Genomic DNA, 22,653 nt, shown 5'->3' on the forward strand with positions numbered 1-22,653 from the left:
CTCTTTTTTAGGCTCAATCTTTCACCATCTCCCTAATTTCTTTTATCTTTAAACCAATCAATATATATTATGAGGATAAATAGATTTTTTGCAGTGCCTGTCGTAGTGCTGGCTGCTCAGTTTTCCTGGGCTCAGGTAAAGGTTGACCCCAAAGAAAGGTTAAACCCTATCGTAAAAAGTTTTGTAGATGAAGTAAATAATAATTCCCAGTTGGAAAATCTTGCCTACGAGCTGTTGGACGGTATTGGTCCCCGTCTTGTAGGAACTCCTGAAATGCTTGCCGCAAACGAGTGGAGTGCAGGTAAACTTCGTTCATGGGGAGTAGATGCCAATCTTCAGCAATTCGGAACATGGAAGGGATGGCAGAGAGGTACCACTCATGTTGATATGACTTATCCACGGATGAAATCTCTATCTGCAACGCAGCTTGCGTGGAGCCCGGCTACTAAAAAAGCGATTGAAGCAGAAGTAATTATTCTTCCTAAAGTATCTTCAAAAGCTGAGTTTGAGCAATGGCTTCCTTCTGTAAAAGGAAAAATAGTGCTGATGGCACAATATCAGAAAATAGGACGTTCTGATGAGCAGATCAAAGAATTTGCTACTCCGGAACTGTATGAAAAGCTTAAAGCAGAAAAAGATCAGGCTGCTAAAGATTTCACAGCTTATGTAAAGAACATCGGATATGATAATAACAGTCTTCCGGATGCTCTGGAAAAAGCAGGAGCGGCAGGAATTGCTATTTCAAACTGGACTGGAATCATGGGGGCAAACAGAATATTCGGAGCAAAAACAACCAAAATTCCTATGGTTGATATTGATGTAGAAGATTATGGAATGCTTTACAGAATGGCAGAAAAAGGAGCTCAGCCTAAAATCAAAATTGATGCCCAGTCAAAAATACTTCCTGAAGCCAAAAGTTTTAATACAATCGGGATGATCAAAGGGAAAGAAAAGCCTGATGAATATGTCATTCTATCCGCTCACCTGGATTCGTGGGACGGAGCTCAGGGAGCTACAGATAACGGAACCGGTACAATTACCATGCTGGAAACCATGAGGATTCTTAAAAAATATTATCCTAATAACAAGAGAACTATCGTGATCGGACTTTGGGGAAGTGAAGAGCAGGGATTGAATGGTTCCAGAGGCTTTGTTGCAGATAATCCTCAGATTATAAAAGGAGTACAGGCTGCTTTTAACCAGGATAACGGGACAGGACGCGTTGTGAATATCAGCGGTCAGGGATTTGTAAAAGCGTATGATTATGTTGGGAAGTGGCTTGATGGCGTTCCAAAAGCGGTAAAAAGCCATATTAAAACTGATTTCCCAGGAATGCCGGGGGGCGGTGGTTCTGACCACGCTTCATTTGTAGCAGCAGGAGTACCCGGAATTTCTTTAGGTTCGCTGAACTGGGGGTATTTCGGATATACATGGCATACGACAAAAGATACCTATGACAAAATCGTTTTCGATGAGGTGAAAAATAATGTGATTCTAACGGCTGCATTAGCATATATGGCGTCTGAAGATCCAGAATTCAGCAACAGAGAAAAAAGAGTAATGCCTCAGGACGAGAAAGGAGATACGGTAAAATGGCCGGAACTAAAAGAGCCTAGAAGGAGCTCTAAGGATTATAAATAAAATTCTATTCTAAGAGTAGGGTTAAATAGTATAAAAAAGGCTGCCTAAAGGGCAGCCTTTTTAGATTCCTGCTGAAGCAGTTCTCTTATTTCTTTTATCTTATTTTCTTTCACAATATGGGTTTTACAGATCTTATTATTCAAATGCATGCTGAAGTTCATTTGAGTGCCTTGTGTTTCCCAGGTATGACTGGGAGGAGGCGTGTAATCTGTTAAAATCGGGCAAAAGTTGGCCAGGCACAAAATATTTCTTAACAATGATTTTATAAAACCTGGCTGATTTCCATGATCATCAAGGATTTTAAGCTTAAAAATTTTCTTGCCTAAAGTGGTTCCAAAATACCATTCACAAAATGTTCCCGATATAATCACACAAGGAATGGAAAGGACGATACCTAAAAAGACAGGCAGATGAAATATGAATACGAATATCATGAAAAACGGAATCATATCAATCACTTTGGAAAAAAGGCGTTCCGTTTCATTTCCTTTATGAGTAGGAACGTAAGGCAACTCATATTCGAATTCGTTATAGATCCTGTTTCCCAATTCATCAAAATGTCGGGTAGGTCTGTGAATAATTCTCTTTTCTTTAAGCTCAGATATCTTCATTATTGTATAGTATCAGAAACAGAGTTTCTTAAATCTGAAAATGTAAGAATAGATGGTTCATAAAGAGAATTGTTTAGTTTACCAAAACCATATTTACAGAAAATAAAAGGTAATCTATTGGAACCTGCGGAATCATAATCAGTCTGGGTATCTCCAATATATACAGAATCCTCTGTGGATAATTGGTTTCTTTCCATCAGAAGCTGTATGTTTTCAGATTTCGGCTTTTGGGTTCTTCCGTGAGATTCAAAATCTACAAACAGGTTGTTGAATTGATAATACTCTAAAAACGATTCAATATACCCATCCTGACAATTGCTTACGATAAAAAGTGAATGAGTAGTAGCAAGGCTTTTCAACGTTTCTTCTACCCCTTCATATAAAATTCCGCCCTGTATGCGAAGGACTTTATTCTCTTCGGCTACAATTTCAGAAAGAAGTTCCTGGGCCTGCAGATCAGAAATGCCGGGAATCATATCTTTCATAATATCATGAGCCAATAATCCCATGTATTGATCCATATCTTCGGGTTTCAATTCTCTTTGGATCAGCTGATGTTTGACCAATACCTGATTCCATATTTTGATGATGGTTGCTCTTGGGTCCCATAATGTACCATCCAGGTCAAAAATTAAGTTCTTTGTACTCAAAACAAATATTTTGTGGTTTATACTTTACAATACAATCATTAAATTACAAAATCATACTCAGCTGTACTCTTTTTCTGGCTTCATCTACTTCTGTTACCTTTACGCGGACATGCTGGTGAAGTTTTACCACTTCATTGACGTCAGAGACAAATCCATCTTTCAGCTGGGAAATATGAACCAGTCCGCTTTCTTTTATTCCAAGATCTACAAAACATCCGAAAGCTGTAATATTATTGACAATTCCCGGAAGAATCATGCCTGCTTTTAAGTCTTTAATGCTTTTAACATTAGGGTCAAACTCAAATACTTTAGCTGCTTTTCTTGGATCCAGACCCGGCTTTTCAAGCTCCTTTAAAATATCTTTTATTCCTAAGATCCCGATTTCACCTGTGATATAGCTTTCCGGTTTTACCAGAGCTATTTTTTCTTTGTTAGCGATAAGTTCATCGGTTTTAATTCCTAAGTCTTTGGCTATTTTTTCTACAATTCCATACGCTTCAGGGTGTACAGCAGAGTTATCCAACGGATTTTTAGCATTCGTAATTCTTACAAAAGCGGCTGCTTGCTGGAATGCTTTCTCTCCGAGTCTTGGAACTTTCTTAAGCTGCTTTCTGTCTTCAAATGCTCCGTTTTCAGCACGGTAATTGACAATGTTTTCAGCCATTTTCTCTCCGATTCCTGAAACGTAGCTTAAAAGAGACTTACTTGCGGTATTTAAATTAATTCCCACAGAGTTTACGCACTTCATCACCGTAGAATCCAGTTCATTTTTCAGTTGAGTCTGATCTACATCATGCTGATACTGTCCAACACCAATAGATTTCGGATCAATTTTCACCAATTCTGCCAATGGATCAGAAAGTCTTCTTCCAATGGAAACAGCACCACGCACTGTGACATCATACGTAGGAAACTCATCTCTTGCAATTTTACTTGCAGAATAAACCGAGGCTCCTGCTTCTGAAACTACAAAAACCTGCAAAGGCTTATCAAAAGCAATCTTTTTAATGAAAAATTCAGTTTCACGGCTAGCCGTTCCGTTACCAATAGAAATCGCTTCAATATTGTAAGCATTGACCATAGAACGGATCTTTTTCATAGCCATTCCGCTTTCATTCTGCGGAGCGTGAGGGTAGAGGGTTTCATTGTGTAATAAGTCTCCTTTTTCATCCAGACATACCACTTTACATCCGCTTCTGTATCCGGGATCAATAGCCAGGATTCTTTTCTGTCCTAATGGGGGAGCCAGAAGGAGTTGGCTTAAATTTCCGGAAAATATCTCAATGGCCTTTTGATCTGCTTTTTCTTTGGCTTCCTGTAGTGCTTCGTTCGAAATAGCGGGTTCTAAAAGTCTTTTATAACTGTCTTTTATAGCGAGTGCTATCTGGTCCGAACTTTCATTATTAGATTTGATAATAGCCTTTTCAATAAAATCAATGGCTTCTTCTTTATCTATTCCTATGTTCGTTTTTACAAATCCTTCCGTTTCAGCTCTTAACATGGCGAGAAGTCTGTGAGAAGGGGTCCTGCTAAGGCTTTCTTCCCATTCAAAATATTGAGAGAATTTTTGGGCATCTTCTTCATCTTTTTTAGCTTTTACTACTTTGGATGTAACAACTGCCTTACGCTGAAAGAGTCTGCGGAGATTCTTACGGACATACATATTTTCATTGATCCACTCTGCCATGATGTCTCTGGCACCCTGAAGCGCTTCTTCCTCGGAGGCAACCTCATTGTTCAGATACTTTGAAGCGAGAAACAGAATGTCGTTATTTTTCTGACTCATAATGATCCTGGCTAAAGGCTCAAGTCCTTTTTCTTTGGCAGCATCAGCTTTGGTCTTCTTACGTTTTTTGAAAGGCAGATATAGATCTTCCAGCTCCTGAATATCAAAGCTGTCTTCAATTCTTTGCTGAAGCTCGGGAGTGAGAGCATTCTGTTCTTCTATAGATTTTAAGATAGATTCTTTTCTCTTGACAATGTCTTCAAACTGCTTGCTGATTTTTGAGATCTGTTCGATCTGTACTTCATCAAGATTTCCGGTTTTATCTTTTCGGTAACGGGAAATAAAAGGAATAGTGCAGTCTTCTGCCAATAATTGTAAAGTATTGTTGATGCTCTTTTCAGAAATATTGAGCTGTTTTTGTATAAATTCTACGGTCGTCATTGTTCTGTTTTCGGATAGCTAAAATAGGGTTTTTAAAAAGAAAAAAGGCGAGTTACCCCGCCTTGAATGTTTTCACAACGGAATAACCCTTATTGTGAATTGCTTTTCAAAATTATTATTACAAATATAGAAGAAAAAATCTTGATCATAATTATGGAAATCCGTAATTCGAATGATTTTTTTATTTCTATTTTTATGTAGTATCAAAAATTAGAATGATGGTCAAAAATATACTTGGATTAGACTTGGGAACGAACTCTATTGGGTGGGCATTGATAAAACAAGATTTTGAAAATAAGTATGGCGAAATTCTTGGGATGGGAAGCCGGATAATCCCAATGTCGCAGGATATTTTAGGCGAATTCGGAAAAGGAAATTCTGTTTCACAAACTTCTGGAAGAACTGATTACAGAGGAGTGAGAAGACTGCGTGAAAGATTTTTATTGCGAAGAGAAAGACTTCATAGAGTTTTAAACGTTTTGAACTTCCTTCCAGAGCATTATGCTTCGCAGATTGATTTTGTGAAACGATTCGGAAAATTCAAAGTTGAAACCGAACCAAAACTTGCTTGGAAAAATATTGAAGGACAATTTTCATTTCTATTTCAAACCTCTTTCAACGAGATGCTTGAAGATTTCAAGGCAAATGAACAGGATTTAAAAGTTCCATACGACTGGACAATCTATTATCTCCGTAAAAAAGCACTTTCTCAAAAAATAGAAAAAGAAGAACTGGCCTGGATTCTTTTGAATTTTAATCAAAAACGTGGATATTATCAATTGCGCGGTGAAGATATTGAGGAAGAAAAAGATAAAGCTTTTGTAAAGTTAAAAGTAGATAAGGTTGTTGATTCTGGAGAAAGTGTCAAAGGAAAAACTCTTTATGATGTGTATTTTGAAAATGGTTGGAAATATGAAAAGCAAATTGTAAAAACTGAAGATTGGATCAGGCGCACGAAAGAATTTATTGTTACAGAATCTATTTTAAAAAATGGAGATATAAAAAGAACTTTTAAAACTGTAGATTCAGAGAAAGATTGGATTGCAATAAAAACTAAAACTGAACAGGAGATAGACAGATCCCACAAAACCGTTGGAGTATACATTTACGAAACTCTTCTTAAAGATCCTAAACAGAAAATCAAAGGAAAACTGGTTCGTACCATAGAAAGAAAGTTTTATAAAGAAGAGCTTAGACAGATTTTAGAAAAGCAGAAAGAATTTCACTATGAATTGCAAAGTGATGATTTCTACAACGATTGCATTCGGGAGTTATATAAGAATAATGAAGCACATCAATTCACTTTGAGCAAAAAAGATTTCGTTCATCTTTTTATGGAGGATATTATTTTTTATCAAAGACCTTTGAGAAGTCAAAAATCGTCTATTTCAAATTGTACTTTGGAGTTTAGAAAATACAAAGATGAAAATGGAGTTGAATACACTCAATATTTAAAAGCCATTCCGAAATCCAATCCGTATTATCAGGAATTCCGAATCTGGCAATGGATTTTTAATCTGAATATATATAAAAAGGATAATGATGATAATGTTACGAAAGAATTTTTAAACACTACTAAAGATGTTGAAGATCTGTTTGAGTTTTTAAATAACAGAAAAGAAGTTGATCAAAAAGCTTTACTCAAATATTTTAAATTAAATGAGAAAACGCATCGTTGGAATTACGTTGAAGACAAAAAATATCCTTGTAATGAAACGAAAACAATGATTTATGAAAGATTGAAAAAGGTGGAAAATATTTCTTATGACTTTTTGACTAGAGAAATCGAACAGAAAACCTGGCACATCATCTATTCCGTAAATGACAAAACAGAATATGAAAAAGCATTAAGATCTTTTGCAGGAAAAAATAATCTTGATGAAAATTCTTTCTTTGAAGCATTTAAAAAGTTTCCTCCTTTTAAAAGTGAATACGGTTCCTTTTCAGAAAAAGCCATTAAGAAATTGTTGCCTTTAATGAGACTAGGAAAATATTGGAATTACGAAAATATCAATGAGCATTCAAAAGATAGGATTCAGAAAATTATTACCGGCGAATTTGATGAAAATATCAAAGATAAAGTGAGAGAAAAAGCAATTCATCTTACGGCTGAAAATGATTTCCAGGGTTTACAATTATGGTTGGCCCAATACATTGTTTACGGAAGACATTCAGAAGCATCAATGATTGGAAAATGGAATTCCGCAGATGATTTAGAGGAATTCCTAAAAGAATTTAAACAACATTCACTTCGCAACCCAATTGTAGAACAGGTAATTATAGAAACGCTTCGTGTGGTAAAAGATATCTGGTTGAAATACGGAAACGGAGCTAAAGATTTCTTCAATGAAATTCATATTGAGTTAGGAAGAGAAATGAAACAAACAAAAGATGAAAGAGCAGATGCCACAAAAAGAATAACGGAAAATGAAAATACCAATCTTCGCATCAAAGCTTTATTGGCCGAAATGATGAATGACCATTCTGTTGAAAATGTTCGTCCTTATTCTCCGATGCAGCAAGAGATTTTGAAAATTTATGAAGATGGAATTTTAAAATCAGACATCGAAATTGACGATGATATTCTCAAAATAAGCAAAACAGCGCAACCTTCGTTATCTGATTTAAAGAGATACAAACTTTGGTTGGAACAGAAGTATAAATCGCCTTATACAGGACAGATCATTCCATTAAATAAATTATTTACAACGGAATATGAAATTGAACATATCATTCCACAAAGCCGATATTTTGATGACAGTTTTAGCAATAAAATTATTTGCGAATCGGCGGTTAATAAACTAAAGGATAATTATATCGGTTTAGGATTTATTAAACATTTTGGAGGAACGATCGTTGAATGTGGTTTTGGAAAAAGTGTAAAAGTTTTTGAAGCCGGAGAATATGTAGATTTCGTTAAAAAGCATTATGCCAATAATAGAGGGAAAAGGAATAAGCTACTTTTAGAAGATATTCCAGAAGAAATGATTCAGCGTCAGCTTAATGATACACGTCACATCAGTAAATATATTTCAAGGGTTCTTTCCAATATTGTGAGAGTAGAAGATGGTACAGATGAAGGAGTAAATTCCAAAAATGTTGTGCCTGGAAATGGGAAAATAACATCCCAATTAAAACAAGATTGGGGTCTGAATGATGTTTGGAATGAATTGATCTTGCCACGTTTTGAAAGGATGAATCAATTGACCAATTCAACTGATTTTACTACCTGGAATGAAAATTATCAGAAATTTTTACCAACGGTTCCGATAGAATTCTCAAAGGGGTTTTCAAAAAAAAGAATAGATCATCGCCATCATGCTTTAGATGCGCTAGTAATTGCTTGTGCTACTAAAGATCATGTAAATTTACTCAATAATCAGTCGGCTAAATCAGACACGAAACGATATGATTTGAAAAAGAAACTGATGAAATTTGAAAAATCAGTGTATAATCATTCCCAAACTAATGAAAGAATAGAAAGGGAAGTACCGAAACATTTTTTGAAGCCTTGGGAAAACTTTACTGTTGAAGTTAAAAATAATTTAGAGAAAATCATTGTAAGCTTTAAACAAAATCTTCGTGTAATTAATAAAGCTACAAATCATTATGAAAAATATGTTGAAAAATATGATGTGAAGGTGAAAGAAAAAGTAGAGCAGACTGGTACGAATTGGGCAATAAGAAAGCCTATGCATAAAGAAACTGTTTCCGGAAAAATTGATTTGCCTTGGGTAAAAGTTCCGAAAGGAAAAATCTTAACCGCAACCAGAAAAAGTCTGGATACATCTTTTGATTTAAAATCAATTGCTTCAATTACTGATACCGGGATTCAGAAAATTCTTAAAAATTATCTGGAATTTAAAGGAAGTTTAGAACTTGCATTTTCGCCTGAAGGAATTGAAGACATGAATAAAAATATCGAAAAATATAACGATGGAAAACCTCACCAACCTATCAGTAAGGTTAGGGTTTTTGAATTAGGAAGTAAATTTCAGGTTGGCCAAACCGGAAATAAAAAAGATAAATATGTAGAAGCAGCTAAAGGAACTAATTTATTTTTTGCGGTTTATGAGGATAAAAATGGAAAGAGAAGTTACGAAACTATTCCATTGAATGAAGTTATTGAAAGACAAAAACAAGGATTATCTGTTGTTGATTTAAAAGGTACAAATGATTTTTTCCTCTGCCCGAATGATTTAGTATATATTCCCTCAGGGGATGAAATTGAAAGTGGAAGCAATATTGAATTTAAAAATTTGACAAAAGAGCAAAATGAAAAAATTTATAAGGTTGTAAGTTTTTCGGGAAGCCAGATATTTTTTTTAAGACATGATATTGCTATATCAGTTGTTAATAAAGGAGAGTTTTCAACATTAAATAAAATGGAACGGGCAATTGATGGATCAATGGTAAAAGAAAGTTGTATCAAGCTGAAAATAGACCGTTTAGGAAAAGTTTTAAAAGCATAAATAATATATATTAAAAATAACATTGAAAAAGATCTTAAAAAGTTCACTAATGAATAATTTTTATCAAAAAATTTAAACCAATGATCACCCGTTCCATCTACATCGGCAATCCCGCTTATCTTAAACTTAAAGATGAGCAAATGTATATTTTAGAACCTTCCACTAAAGAAATGAAAGGTAAAGTTCCGGTGGAAGATTTGGGGTTGCTGATGTTGGATCATTTTCAGATTACGATTTCACATCAGTTAATTCAAAAAATGATGGGAAATAATGTGGTGGTGGTAAGTTGTGATAATCATCATTTACCGCACGGAATTATGCTTCCACTGTATGGACATACTGAGCACTCAGATCGAATTAAAGACCAATTAGAAGCCAGTGAACCCCTCAAAAAACAACTTTGGAAACAAACTGTCGAATGTAAAATTGAAAACCAAAAAGAAGTTTTAAAACGGTTAGGGAATTATCATGAACCAATGACAGGTTATCAGAATAATGTGAAAAGCGGTGATATGACCAATATGGAAGGTATTGCTGCACAACATTACTGGAAGTACCTTATTAGTCTGGATTTTCTGAGGCAACGTTTTGGAGATTCGCCCAATCAGTTTTTTAATTTCGGATATTCAGTTCTAAGAAGCATTGTTGCAAGAGCAATCGTAGAGACCGGATTACTTCCTGTTCTCGGAATTTTCCATAAAAATAAATACAACCCTTACTGTCTGGCCGATGACCTGATGGAACCTTATCGCCCTTTTGTTGATTTATTAGTCATGCAATGGCTGACCGTCAATCCTGAAACTGAAGAATTAACTAAAGAATTTAAAGCTTTCATTTTACAGATTGCAACCAAAGATGTAAAAATAGATGATAAAACCAGACCATTGTTGGTTTCAGTAAAAACAACCGCCACATCACTGTATAAATGTTATACGGGGGAAAAACGCCTGATCTCTTATCCTGAACTGATATGAATGCCGGAAGGTTTAATGCATACCGAATTATGTGGGTTTTAGTATTATATGATTTACCGACAGAAACTAAAGCCAATATGAAAGATGCCAACCGCTTTCGTAAATCTTTACTTGATGATGGTTTCACATTATTTCAGTTTTCAATGTATGTAAGACATTGTCCAAGTCGTGAAAATGCTGAGGTTCATATTAAAAGAGTGAAGTTGATGCTTCCAAAAGCAGGTAAAGTTGCCATTATGTGCATCACTGACAAGCAGTTTGGTGATATTGAAATATTCTTTGCCAGAAATAAAGAAGAGCCACCTCCAACCTTTCAACAGCTTGAATTATTCTAAATTTTTAAATCCTAAAAGCAAAAACAATCTGCTGATTTTCAGTAGATTGTTTTTTGAGGCTGTGACTAATCACGAAGATAATAATTTTTGAAAGCAATTCACAACTAAAAGCAAGAAATATGATATCCTTGTTCTGCTGTGACTAATCACGAAGATAATAATTTTTGAAAGCAATTCACAACTCAACAGTGTTATCAACAATAATATCAGTGCTGTGACTAATCACGAAGATAATAATTTTTGAAAGCAATTCACAACAGAATCATTAAAAGTTACTTTAGGCTTGAAGCTGTGACTAATCACGAAGATAATAATTTTTGAAAGCAATTCACAACTATCCTGAATGGACTAAAAAGTATTATAAAGCTGTGACTAATCACGAAGATAATAATTTTTGAAAGCAATTCACAACTAACTTTATCAATGACTACTTTCCATTTAAGCTGTGACTAATCACGAAGATAATAATTTTTGAAAGCAATTCACAACAACATCTTTCAACATCTCATTAATCAAAGAGCTGTGACTAATCACGAAGATAATAATTTTTGAAAGCAATTCACAACCTTCTGATCTGTTTTAGGTTTTCACCAAGAGCTGTGACTAATCACGAAGATAATAATTTTTGAAAGCAATTCACAACGTAAATGATGATATTTCATTGTTGAGAGTAGCTGTGACTAATCACGAAGATAATAATTTTTGAAAGCAATTCACAACAATATTCAGATATGGTAAACAATATAAAAAGCTGTGACTAATCACGAAGATAATAATTTTTGAAAGCAATTCACAACTCAGTACCCCGGGTATAAGTTGCCACCGGCGCTGTGACTAATCACGAAGATAATAATTTTTGAAAGCAATTCACAACTAGTCTTTAGGTAAATAAATATATTCATCAGCTGTGACTAATCACGAAGATAATAATTTTTGAAAGCAATTCACAACGATGACTACACACGAAAAAGCCCTTAAGATGCTGTGACTAATCACGAAGATAATAATTTTTGAAAGCAATTCACAACGATCATAAGGGTCTGATATTTCCATTGTCAGCTGTGACTAATCACGAAGATAATAATTTTTGAAAGCAATTCACAACTCTACACTACTAACTCTATGTTTCGCATTCGCTGTGACTAATCACGAAGATAATAATTTTTGAAAGCAATTCACAACAACATAAAAACATAACTACATGACAATCAGGCTGTGACTAATCACGAAGATAATAATTTTTGAAAGCAATTCACAACTGTATTAATTACCAGATCACTTTTGAAGTCGCTGTGACTAATCACGAAGATAATAATTTTTGAAAGCAATTCACAACTCATTGGAGTCCTTCCAATTCTCCAACCTCGCTGTGACTAATCACGAAGATAATAATTTTTGAAAGCAATTCACAACAGAGAATGTGATATCGAATATAATTTTTCTGCTGTGACTAATCACGAAGATAATAATTTTTGAAAGCAATTCACAACCAGCAATAGCATCTGAATTATCCCGGTAATGCTGTGACTAATCACGAAGATAATAATTTTTGAAAGCAATTCACAACGGCACTGGATATGTGTCATTAAAATAATAAGCTGTGACTAATCACGAAGATAATAATTTTTGAAAGCAATTCACAACTAACTAAAAAACATCCGTTGATATTCCGTCGCTGTGACTAATCACGAAGATAATAATTTTTGAAAGCAATTCACAACACAATGAAGACATTAAAACTAATTTTAGCGGCTGTGACTAATCACGAAGATAATAATTTTTGAAAGCAATTCACAACTTCAAAGATTAAATAGCAAAGATCCAATTTGCTGTGACTAATCACGAAGATAATAATTTTTGAAAGCAATTCACAACGAATAGTGAAAGAACACCATTGTTTGTGTAGCTGTGACTAATCACGAAGATAATAATTTTTGAAAGCAATTCACAACAGGTATGATAAGTATCTCCATAAATTAGTTGCTGTGATTAATCACGAAGATAGTGATTTATTCTTTACCAAAATTATACTGTTATTTTTGATGCTTAATAAATAAAAAAAGCCTGATTATAACAAAATGCAATCAGGCTGTATAATAACTTGAAATTAATTAAGGCAGTACTTCATTATAATAAAGCGGAGTATCATTGGTTTTATCATATCCTATTATAATTACTTTATACTTCTTCGCATCATCATTGTTGTAAAACTGTACTTTTGATGACTCATCAGGCAGCGCTTCAAGAAAGGAATTCCAATAAAGAACACTTCGTGTATCCTGTGCAACGCCTTTAAATTTTTCATTTTCATAAGAAGGAGCTTCAAATGGAGTTTCTTTATCATATCCGGTTAATGTAATCTGTCTTAATTTTGATGGTAGGCTTTTGTCTATAGTATTTCCTGAAGAGATTCCTCTTTTAGTATAAATTGCTACAGCTCCCAAACCTCCTGCAAAATATCCTCTTATTACTTTTACCATTGCGATTTCTGATGTGGATATATTCTCAAGGTGGCCAGCATCAACCCGCATTTCATCAACATATAAATTTACTGTTTGACCTTTCAAGGTAGGAGCGCCTCGTTCAGGAACCCTTATTCCCATACCTATTCTTTGTATCCAGCGCAGCATATCACCTACAACAATATTTGGTGAATCATTGATGAAATCATAAATTTTTTCATCAATTCCTCTGAATAATGGGCTGCTCAGCTCTTCATTTAATTTTTTTGTCTTATTCTTGACTTCTCCCTTCAATTTTATTTCTTCAATATTGGTGATGTTCTCACTGATAACTTTTTGGGCATTGAGTGCTGTAAGCGATCGGCTGACTTCATCAGAAGGTTTATCATCTGCAGGACGTTGAACCAATTTATAAGAGGATGATGGCAGATTCTTTTTATAAGGAATAAAACTAAACGTTGGCTGGAAGTAAACAGAATAATTATTATTAATATCCTTGGGCTCAGAATTTAATTGATAAAAGAATTTCATGGAGTCTTCAAAAACCAGATTATTCAAGGTCAGGAAACCATTGTTATCAGATTTGATCTGAGACATTCTGGATCCGGGTTCCGAACCGAAAATTAAATTTATTTCAGTATTAGGAGCTGGTTTCCCCTGAATATTTACTTTTCCTTTATAAGAAAGATAACTTTCCGGCTGATATTTGATCATCGGGTAGTTTCCTGTCATGATGGATTTCCATTCGAAGCGTTTCCATTTTTCTGAAATCAGCAATGCATCCAGTGCGTCTGTATTGCGGGTTTTCGTAAAATATTGGGCAGGATTGGTGATGGATGAGGTAATATCTCCGGTTAGCCATAAAGAACTCAATAAACTCTGATCTTCTTCGGTACTCTTTGTATTGGCATCAAGCACCAAAACAGTATAATTGGAAAAATTGGCATCTCTGGGAATGTTAAATGAGTTTTTTTCACGAGGTGCATCTCGTAATGAAAGAGATTGCAGTGTTGGTTGTTTGAACTGCAATACCTGAGGCTGAACAAAAGAAAGTCTGTTGGAAACAACATTCTCCTTATCATCAAAAATAGTAAGCTGCAAAATTCCACTGACAAGTTGGTTATTGGAAATTGAATATTGAGTCTCGTTATTGATTTTGCTGATTTTCGCTTTGTAAACAAGTTGATTATTAATTGTTCCAAGAACAGTATAATACTGAGATTCCTGAGCCGGATTTTTGGACTTTAAAGTATACTTTACGTTGTCTTTATCACTTATCACCTGTAGATTTATCCCTGATGAAAACACTTCAGGCAGCATGATGTTTTGCTTTTGTCCGTTTTTATCCTGGACAATCACTTGGTATTTCTTTCCGCTTTTTGGAGTGATGCTGAATAGTCCGATATTTTGGTCAAACCCTTTGAATGTTATGATTTTTGTATCAGGATTATCAGAATCTACGACATATCCTTCCCAGTCAGAAGGTGCTGTTCCGTTGGATTGTAGTCGTACCGCTACTTTTGTAGTGATTCCGTCTATAAAACTTCCACTTTCCGGATATACAGATACAGTCCATGGAGTAGGGTTGGCTATTAATTTTTCCGGTGATGAGGGATTATAAACAGCAATAGGTTTTATAAGTTGAAAATCTTCATTGAAATTAGCCATCCAACCCGTATAAGCCCTGATATAATAAACGTCTTCTTTCAAAGAAGCGGGAAGAGCAATGTTTCCGCTTCCTTCTCCATTAATTAATGGGACTAATTTTTTACTGATCTGATTTTTGCTGCTGTCATACAACTCTATAAATAAGGTAGTAGAAATAGCAGATGTAGTGTAACCATCAAATACAAAAGACTTGAACCACAGGTTTTCCCCCGCGATATAATTACTTTTGTCCAGTAATATATGTATTTTTTCCTGAGGATATTTCTGTTCAAATGTTTTAAGAGCTTCTTCAGCCTTTGTTTGCGCATTAAGACAATAGATCGTACTTACTGCTAATAGTGTTATTAGTTTTTTTGTCATATTCCATTAAAATTTGCGTTTTTCTTACGAAGCGCCAAAAATACATTTTTATTGTGATGTGCAATAATGAAAATATAAAACAATGAGGATGATATAAAGATTTGAGTTTAGACAAATCATAGGAGGAAGTTTATGGTTTCCTGTATTGAATAATTTAATGATTTTATATATTTACACCAGTAAAGCTAAATAACTTTAAATTCAACACACATAATGAAAAACAAATTTGTATGAACAAAGGGTATCACAAATAGAATTTAAATTTTCTGACGGAAAAGGTGAGATTTATATTCAGCATCCAAATTTTCCTCAAATTATAAGTGAGGCATGATCAATAAATGAAATTAAAAAATAAAATAAATTCCAGTTACCAATAATTCTATGAAAGAATAAAATGTAAATATTTATTTCTCAGAAGAAGTTATTTCAATTACCAAGCACAAAAAAATCATTTCTTGATATATTTTAAGACAGTAACTGGACGTTTCTGAATATTTTCTTTATTATTTTCAATAAATTTAAAATCATATGAAAAAAATAGCAATTGTAATTTCAGGGTGTTTTTTAGTTTCATGCACAGTTAATAAAAGCAATTTTAAGGAAGAGTTAACAGTACAAAATTACAAGGATAGAACTTTTCAGAAGTGTCTGTTAAAAGGGTATGAAAATAAAGAGTTGGTAAATAAAATATACAGTATTGATAAAACACTCTATAACCCCATTGCAATAGCTTTGTTTGATGATGGGATAGATGTTTTTTTAACTTTCAAGATAAGCAAAATGAAGAAAGATTCATTAGGGTCTATCGGCAAGATTTCTGAAGCAAAAGCAGGAAAATCTGTATTTGGAAATTGTTTGTATGTTTATAAAAGTAAAGAGCTGGATAAGTTTGCTACCAAGCAAATTAACAAATATAAAAAAGTCAAAGATTTAGACTCATTAATTCTTTCAAAAAACCCATCTTTTTAGTTATTGAAATAGCAATATGGCTTAATCACCAATTAAATAATTTAAAAACCCATCCTGGTCTTTATGAATATAATCTTAAGTGATTAAAAACTAATTTTTAAATTTCTATTTACTGTGATTTTGTATTTAAATATTTACTTATTTATGTTCTCTTAATATCAAAACTAATAACATGAGAACAATATTTACATTATTGATTTGCTGTTCTTTTTTAGCATCTTGCTATCAAAGAGAGCCTGAAGAACCTAAAATATGCAAATGTAGGGTACAAGAGTATGAACGCGTTGTTCTATTAAAAAATGAACATGATGGCAGCTATACAGATTACTCCGATACAGGATGGATTGCCAAAGGAGATCTTCAGGAAGATAATGCTGCAGATTGCTTTAGAAATGAAACGGTAAAGAACCAGGAATTCTCCAGCAGTTATGACTCGCAGTATAGAAGAGAGGTGTCTCGTAAATGGGTTTACAATTGCAAATAATATAGAATTTTGTATTTCTTGATGTATGATAAGGTGCTTCCAAATAGGTTTTTCTATTTTTGTACCCGAAAACAACAAAATTCAAACAAACTTTTTAAACAGTTCAATATGAAAAAAATTAGCGTAATTGCATTAGTAGGAGTAGGATTGCTTTTAGCATCATGTGATAAACAAAAATCTGCAGATTCAGCAGCTACGGCTCAGGAGCAAACAGTAGCTGAGAGCAAAGGTGAAGTATTAGCAGTAGATGCAGCAGCTTCAGTAGTAAACTGGAAAGCATTTCACAAAGGAGGTATGGCTCCACGTTGGGGAACACTTACTGTAAAATCAGGAGATATCAGTGTTGAAGGAGGTCAGGTTTCTGCTGGAAACTTTGTGATTGATATGAACTCTATCAAAGTAGATCCGGCTTCAGTAACAGAAAAAGATAAAAAACCTGCAGATCTTGAAGCTCACCTGAAAAATCCTGATTTCTTTGATGTAGCGAAAAACCCTACTTCAGATTTCAAAATCACAAGTGTTTCAGATTTGAAAGAAGCACCAAAAGATGCAGTAGCAGGAGCTAATAAAACAGTAAGCGGAAATCTTACATTATCAGGAAAAACAATGAATGTTACTTTCCCTGCTAAAGTAGATGTAACAGAAAACTCAGCAGCTGTTCAGGCTAAATTTACAGTAAACAGAGCAGACTGGGGAATCAAATTCGGTACTTCTGAAGCAGACCCTGCAGAATGGATGATCAGCAAAGATATCGAGATTGCTATCGATGTAAAAGCTAAAAAATAAGTTATTCAAATGGTAATAACTACTGAGCTGTCTTGATAAAGGCAGCTCATTTTATTTTCGGTTTTTCTTTATTTAATACGATAAAAGAAATCAATTCCAAATCCCCGAATTCTGAATTCTCACACAATATTCACTTCCAAGGTACAAAGGATTACCATGTTTTTCAGACCAGAATCCATCCAGCACATCTTTACTCAAGCAACGGTATACCGCAACTCCTTTATAAATGTTATGATCTTCCCCTTCATAGTTGAAGTTGATCACCAAAATATGGTCTTTATAAAACCCTGTGCCATGTTGCAGATGATCACCAATAAGCCATTGGGCAATAATTCGGTTGTTTTCATCAATGGACAAGGTTAATATGCCGTGATAAGAAGCCTGTGAAGACTCTTCCTGATTGCTTCCTTCGATAGAATAACTTCCTGCAAGATCCTGTACTGTCATTGATTTGTTTTTATGAATGGCAAATGTAAAAAAATCTTGTTCGGATAGCACTACAAATATTTTCCTTGTTTTGGATTAAATTTTTGAAATTTTCCCATATATAAATTAAACTTTACTTTTGCTGCAAAATAATTTTAAAATGCTTCCTTTCCTGTTCATAACTAACCTATTTACGTTTGGAGTCTTCGGCTTTGATAAATGGCAAGCCAAAAAACAACAGTGGCGAATTTCCGAGAATACTCTTTTGGGGCTTTCTCTTATAGGGGTTGTAGGGGCAGCCTCCGGAATGATTATTTTCAATCATAAAGTTTCAAAAAAATCATTTCTTGTAAAATTTTTCATTGTGGTTTTAATTAATCTGGTTCTTTTTTACCGATTGATAAGGCATTGATATAAAAAATGTTACATTGTTTTCGTTAAATGTTAAATATGGTAATAAAATAGTTGTTGTTGTGATTTTTTTATATTTTTATCATGCTAATAACAAATAAACAAAACAACATGAAAAATCTCAAAAAAATTTCCAGAATTGAAATGAAATCAGTTCATGGAGGAATTGTTAAGGGAATGGTAAGATGTAAAGATGCCGATACATGTGCCGTAAGATGGGGGTGGGGAACCGGATTCTCCAGTAACTGTGGTGAGTTTGACATTATATGTGGAGAACCGCCTGCAGTAGATCCATGTGATGTACAAATCTGTATATAAATAGAATAAAGGGTGTTTTTTTAACACTCTTTTTTATAATCTTGTAAATAAGTTATTTAAACAAAATATTAAATATTTCGATAAGTAAATATTTTTTCATTAAAAATCACTACTTTTGCACCCGTAAAAATCTTTTATGCAAAACATTAGAAATATTGCGATTATCGCACACGTTGACCACGGAAAGACGACTTTGGTTGACAAGATCATTCACGCTACCAATATTTTCAGAGAAAATCAGGAAAGTGGGGAGTTAATTATGGATAACAACGATCTTGAAAGAGAAAGAGGGATCACAATCTTATCCAAGAATATTTCTGTTACTTATAAAGACACAAAAATTAACGTAATTGATACTCCTGGTCACGCCGATTTTGGTGGAGAAGTAGAGAGAGTATTGAAAATGGCTGATGGGGTTATTTTGTTAGTGGATGCGTTCGAAGGACCAATGCCACAAACAAGATTCGTACTACAGAAAGCATTGGAATTAGGATTGAGACCATTAGTGGTGATCAATAAAGTAGATAAACCAAACTGTCGTCCTGACGAAGTTCATGATAAGGTATTTGATTTGTTCTTCAACCTTGAAGCTACAGAAGAGCAGTTGGATTTCCCTACATTCTATGGATCTTCAAAACAAGGATGGTTCAACACTTCATTAGAACAAACTGAAGATATTATGCCGTTATTAGACGGGATCTTACAGTATGTTCCTGAACCTAAAATAACTGAAGGGAATCTTCAGATGCAGATTACTTCATTAGATTTCTCTTCTTTCTTAGGAAGAATTGCAATCGGAAAAGTAACAAGAGGAGAGCTTAAAGAATCTCAGTGGATCGGTCTTGCTCAGGCAGATGGAAAAGTGGTAAAAGGAAAAGTAAAAGAATTATACGTTTTCGAAGGTTTAGGAAAGAAAAAAGTAACTGAAGTACAAGCAGGAGATATCTGTGCTGTAGTAGGTTTTGATGCTTTCCAGATCGGAGATTCTTTCGTAGATCTTGAAAACCCTGAACCATTGGAAAGAACTGCAATTGATGAGCCTACATTGAACATGACGTTCTCAATTAACAATTCACCTTTCTTCGGTAAAGACGGTAAATATGTTACTTCAAATCACCTGAAAGAAAGACTATACAAAGAATTAGAGAAAAACTTAGCATTAAGAGTTCAACAGACTGATGATGCAAACACTTTCTTAGTTTTTGGTAGAGGTATTCTTCACTTGTCAGTTTTAATTGAAACAATGAGAAGAGAAGGGTATGAAATGACAATTGGTCAGCCACAGGTTATCTTAAGAGAAATCGACGGAGAAAAATGTGAGCCTTATGAATCTTTAGTTGTTGACGTTCCTGAAGAATTTGCTTCAAGAGTAATCGACTTGGCAACTCAGAGAAAAGGTGACCTTCACATTATGGAAACTAAAGGTGAAATGCAGCACATGGAATTCGAAATTCCTTCAAGAGGTTTGATCGGATTGCGTTCTCAAATGTTGACAGCTACTGCAGGTGAAGCTATTATGGCACACCGTTTCACAGAATACAAGCCTTTCAAAGGTGCTATTCCTGGAAGAAGTAATGGGGTATTGATCAGCAAAACTCAAGGTCCAGCTACAGAATATTCTATCGCTAAATTACAGGATAGAGGTAAGTTCTATGTTGATCCGGGTGAGGAGATCTATGCAGGTATGGTTATCGGTGAGCAAAATAAGCCAGGTGACTTAGTTGTAAACATCGTTGAAGCAAAACAGTTGAATAACATGAGAGCTTCAGGAAAAGATAAAGATACAGGTGTTGCACCAAAAATCTTATTCTCTCTTGAAGAATGTATGGAATATATCCAGGCTGATGAAGCAATCGAGGTTACTCCAAACTTTATCAGAATGAGAAAGAAATTACTTTCTGAAGAAGAAAGAAAAAGAGTAGAAAGATCTGCAAAAGCATAATAAAAATCTTATACATAAAATCAAAGCCTCGATTTTCGAGGCTTTTTCTATATAAACCCATTAAAATGCTTATTTTGGCATAATAATCTCTGAGAGATAAAAAATAAATTTTAAAGTAGTTTTGTGACTATGAGAATGAATAAATTAAAACTTATCGTTTTATTGGGCTTTTTTGCATCGTACACTAGTTCATGTTCTGTTCAGAACAATGTTGTAAAAACACCCTCCACGAAGAATCCGACAAAACCAGCCAACAATACAACCCCACCAAAAGTAAATCCTGTCGCTGTAAAACCTACAACAGGAACTCCAGCCTCAGCTGAGGATAATTTCAGAACCACTCTTCCGGAAATCAAAAGAGAATTCCGTGGAGCCTGGATCGCGAGTGTCGCCAATATCAACTGGCCCTCAAGAAATGATCTTACGGTGGATCAGCAGAAAGCAGAAGCAATCAGCATGCTTGATATGTTGAAAGATAATAATTTCAATGCTGCTATTTTTCAGATCAGACCTTCCGCAGATGCACTCTATACAAGTAATATCGAACCGTGGTCTTATTTTCTGACAGGAGAAACAGGAACCGCACCTTCTCCGAACTATGACCCGCTTCAGTTCTGGATAGAAGAAGCCCACAAAAGAGGGTTGGAGCTGCATGTCTGGTTAAACCCTTATCGCGCCCATCATACCAATGGAGGATCTGTGAATAGACTTTCAATGGCCAATAAACTATCCGATATTGTTGTAAGATTAAAGAACGGAATGTATTGGTTTGATCCGGCCAATCCGAAAACTCAGGGTCATGTTTCTAATGTCGTAAAGGATATTGTAAAAAGATACGATATTGATGCCATTCACTTTGATGATTATTTCTATCCCTACGCAACCTATAATAAAGGAGCCGATTTCCCTGATAATGCAACCTGGAATGCTTACGTAAGCAGTGGTGGCAACTTATCCAGAGCAGACTGGAGAAGAGATAATGTGAATAAATTTGTAGAAAGAATCTATAAAGAAATTCATGCAGAAAAAAATAATGTAAGATTTGGGATCAGCCCGTTCGGAATATGGAAACCAGGATATCCCGCGGGAGTTGTTGGATCTTCACAATATGACGAGTTGTATGCAGATGCCAAACTATGGTTAAATAAAGGCTGGGTAGATTACTTTTCACCACAACTTTACTGGCCTATCGATTCTAAAGGACAGAGTTTTGGAGCACTTTTAAACTGGTGGAAGTCTGAAAATACAATGAACCGACACCTATGGCCGGGATTGAATACCGTTGAGATCAGAGTATCAGATCGCCCGACAGAGATCAAAAACCAGATTGAGATTTCCCGAAATATCCTGAAAAATGATGCCGGAGAAATTCATTGGAGTATTGCTGGACTTACCAAAAATCCGAACATGCTTCCTACCTTGAAAAACGGACCATACAATGAAAAAGCAGTAGTGCCAAAATCTCCATGGATAAAAACGGCTCCATTGCAGACCCCAACATTATTTGTTGCAGATAACGGAAGCTTTGCACAAACAAGCTGGAGCACAAAGAATGCTGCTGATGTTTTTCTGTGGGCCCTTTTCACCCAATACAACGGAGTATGGCAAACAGAAATTATAACACTGGATACCCTTTCAAAAGATATTCCTAAATTTAAAGACGGTAAAAAACTGAATGCAGTTGCCATTAAAGCCATTGATAGATTAGGAAATGAAAGTGATTATACAGCGAAAAAGATCAAGTAGTCTCTTATGATATAAGCATAAAAAATAGAATTTGTAGCCCTACAAAATCCATAATCAATATTTGTCATGGCGAACCATTAGGTGAAGCAATTTCAATCATAACAATAAAATCCAGTCCTGAAAAGAACTGGGTTTTTATTTTAGAATAACTATAAATTATCAATTTAAAATACTGAAAATCAGTGTGGTTTTTAAGTGTTCTGTCTGTTTTTGTTTAAAATAATAACTGTA

16 protein-coding genes and 1 CRISPR repeat array are annotated in these 22,653 nt (G+C 34.6%); of the genes, 11 read left to right on the forward strand and 5 right to left on the reverse strand.

The genetic code is table 11. The annotated features are described in order from the left end of the window. Nucleotides 1-69 precede the first annotated feature (69 nt). Nucleotides 70-1,641, forward strand: a complete 1,572-nt coding sequence (locus C1634_RS12860) for a M20/M25/M40 family metallo-hydrolase (RefSeq protein ID WP_109738535.1) — start codon at nucleotides 70-72, stop codon at nucleotides 1,639-1,641. A 44-nt stretch (nucleotides 1,642-1,685) separates the two neighbouring features. Here C1634_RS12860 and C1634_RS12865 read toward each other — a convergent pair whose 3' ends face one another. The 3 genes from C1634_RS12865 to C1634_RS12875 are packed head-to-tail and all read right to left on the reverse strand — an operon-like array spanning nucleotide 1,686 to nucleotide 5,069. Then, complete coding sequence (locus C1634_RS12865) at nucleotides 1,686-2,252, reverse strand: RDD family protein (protein WP_103234580.1); 567 nt, start codon at nucleotides 2,250-2,252, stop codon at nucleotides 1,686-1,688. After that, complete coding sequence (locus tag C1634_RS12870) at nucleotides 2,252-2,902, reverse strand: HAD family hydrolase (RefSeq protein WP_165835325.1); 651 nt, start codon at nucleotides 2,900-2,902, stop codon at nucleotides 2,252-2,254. Before C1634_RS12870 ends, C1634_RS12865 begins: the two co-directional genes overlap by 1 nt. 43 nt (nucleotides 2,903-2,945) lie before the next feature. Further along, on the reverse strand, nucleotides 2,946-5,069 hold the full coding sequence (locus tag C1634_RS12875) for a Tex family protein (protein ID WP_109738536.1): 2,124 nt from the start codon (nucleotides 5,067-5,069) through the stop codon (nucleotides 2,946-2,948). 215 nt (nucleotides 5,070-5,284) lie between these two features. On the opposite strand from C1634_RS12875, the gene cas9 reads away from it, so the two are divergent. The 3 genes from cas9 to cas2 all read left to right on the forward strand — a co-directional run bounded on the left by cas9 (nucleotide 5,285) and on the right by cas2 (nucleotide 10,850). After that, complete coding sequence (gene cas9, locus C1634_RS12880; protein WP_109738537.1) at nucleotides 5,285-9,541, forward strand: type II CRISPR RNA-guided endonuclease Cas9; 4,257 nt, start codon at nucleotides 5,285-5,287, stop codon at nucleotides 9,539-9,541. 80 nt (nucleotides 9,542-9,621) lie between these two features. Further along, nucleotides 9,622-10,515, forward strand: coding sequence for a type II CRISPR-associated endonuclease Cas1 (gene cas1 / locus C1634_RS12885; RefSeq protein WP_103235328.1), 894 nt, complete (start codon nucleotides 9,622-9,624; stop codon nucleotides 10,513-10,515). Further along, on the forward strand, nucleotides 10,512-10,850 hold the full coding sequence (gene cas2, locus C1634_RS12890) for a CRISPR-associated endonuclease Cas2 (protein WP_103235327.1): 339 nt from the start codon (nucleotides 10,512-10,514) through the stop codon (nucleotides 10,848-10,850). The genes cas1 and cas2 overlap by 4 nt, the downstream gene beginning before the upstream one ends. A 58-nt stretch (nucleotides 10,851-10,908) precedes the next feature. Then, nucleotides 10,909-12,802: a CRISPR direct-repeat array (repeat unit 47 nt; unit sequence GCTGTGACTAATCACGAAGATAATAATTTTTGAAAGCAATTCACAAC). Between the two features lie 159 nt (nucleotides 12,803-12,961). Here cas2 and C1634_RS12895 read toward each other — a convergent pair. Then, complete coding sequence (locus tag C1634_RS12895; RefSeq protein ID WP_109738538.1) at nucleotides 12,962-15,340, reverse strand: hypothetical protein; 2,379 nt, start codon at nucleotides 15,338-15,340, stop codon at nucleotides 12,962-12,964. 528 nt (nucleotides 15,341-15,868) lie between these two features. Here C1634_RS12895 and C1634_RS12900 point away from each other — a divergent pair. From C1634_RS12900 to C1634_RS12910, 3 genes are all read left to right on the forward strand, one after another. Next, complete coding sequence (locus C1634_RS12900; RefSeq protein WP_103232732.1) at nucleotides 15,869-16,309, forward strand: hypothetical protein; 441 nt, start codon at nucleotides 15,869-15,871, stop codon at nucleotides 16,307-16,309. A gap of 172 nt (nucleotides 16,310-16,481) precedes the next feature. After that, nucleotides 16,482-16,793 (forward strand): hypothetical protein, encoded by a 312-nt coding sequence (locus C1634_RS12905; RefSeq protein WP_109738539.1) that lies wholly within the window; start codon nucleotides 16,482-16,484, stop codon nucleotides 16,791-16,793. Nucleotides 16,794-16,901: 108 nt separating this feature from the next. Continuing rightward, nucleotides 16,902-17,579, forward strand: coding sequence for a YceI family protein (locus tag C1634_RS12910; protein ID WP_109738665.1), 678 nt, complete (start codon nucleotides 16,902-16,904; stop codon nucleotides 17,577-17,579). Nucleotides 17,580-17,669: 90 nt separating this feature from the next. Here C1634_RS12910 and C1634_RS12915 read toward each other — a convergent pair whose 3' ends face one another. Continuing rightward, nucleotides 17,670-18,026 carry a hypothetical protein gene (locus C1634_RS12915; protein WP_109738540.1) on the reverse strand — a complete coding sequence of 119 codons (357 nt, stop codon included), beginning with the start codon at nucleotides 18,024-18,026 and terminating at the stop codon, nucleotides 17,670-17,672. 139 nt (nucleotides 18,027-18,165) lie between these two features. Between C1634_RS12915 and C1634_RS12920 the strand changes: the two genes are divergently transcribed. From C1634_RS12920 to C1634_RS12935, 4 genes are all read left to right on the forward strand, one after another. Next, nucleotides 18,166-18,417, forward strand: coding sequence for a DUF1294 domain-containing protein (locus C1634_RS12920; RefSeq protein WP_103232729.1), 252 nt, complete (start codon nucleotides 18,166-18,168; stop codon nucleotides 18,415-18,417). A gap of 110 nt (nucleotides 18,418-18,527) precedes the next feature. Then, on the forward strand, nucleotides 18,528-18,734 hold the full coding sequence (locus C1634_RS12925) for a bacteriocin-like protein (protein ID WP_103232728.1): 207 nt from the start codon (nucleotides 18,528-18,530) through the stop codon (nucleotides 18,732-18,734). Nucleotides 18,735-18,870: 136 nt separating this feature from the next. Then, the gene (gene typA / locus C1634_RS12930) at nucleotides 18,871-20,676 is read left to right on the forward strand and encodes a translational GTPase TypA (RefSeq protein ID WP_103232727.1); all 1,806 of its coding nucleotides are present in this window, start codon (nucleotides 18,871-18,873) and stop codon (nucleotides 20,674-20,676) included. Between the two features lie 129 nt (nucleotides 20,677-20,805). Then, nucleotides 20,806-22,422, forward strand: a complete 1,617-nt coding sequence (locus C1634_RS12935) for a glycoside hydrolase family 10 protein (protein ID WP_109738541.1) — start codon at nucleotides 20,806-20,808, stop codon at nucleotides 22,420-22,422. The last annotated feature ends 231 nt before the right edge of the window (nucleotides 22,423-22,653 follow it).

It is taken from the genome of Chryseobacterium viscerum, assembly GCF_002899945.2.
GTDB lineage: Bacteria > Bacteroidota > Bacteroidia > Flavobacteriales > Weeksellaceae > Chryseobacterium > Chryseobacterium viscerum.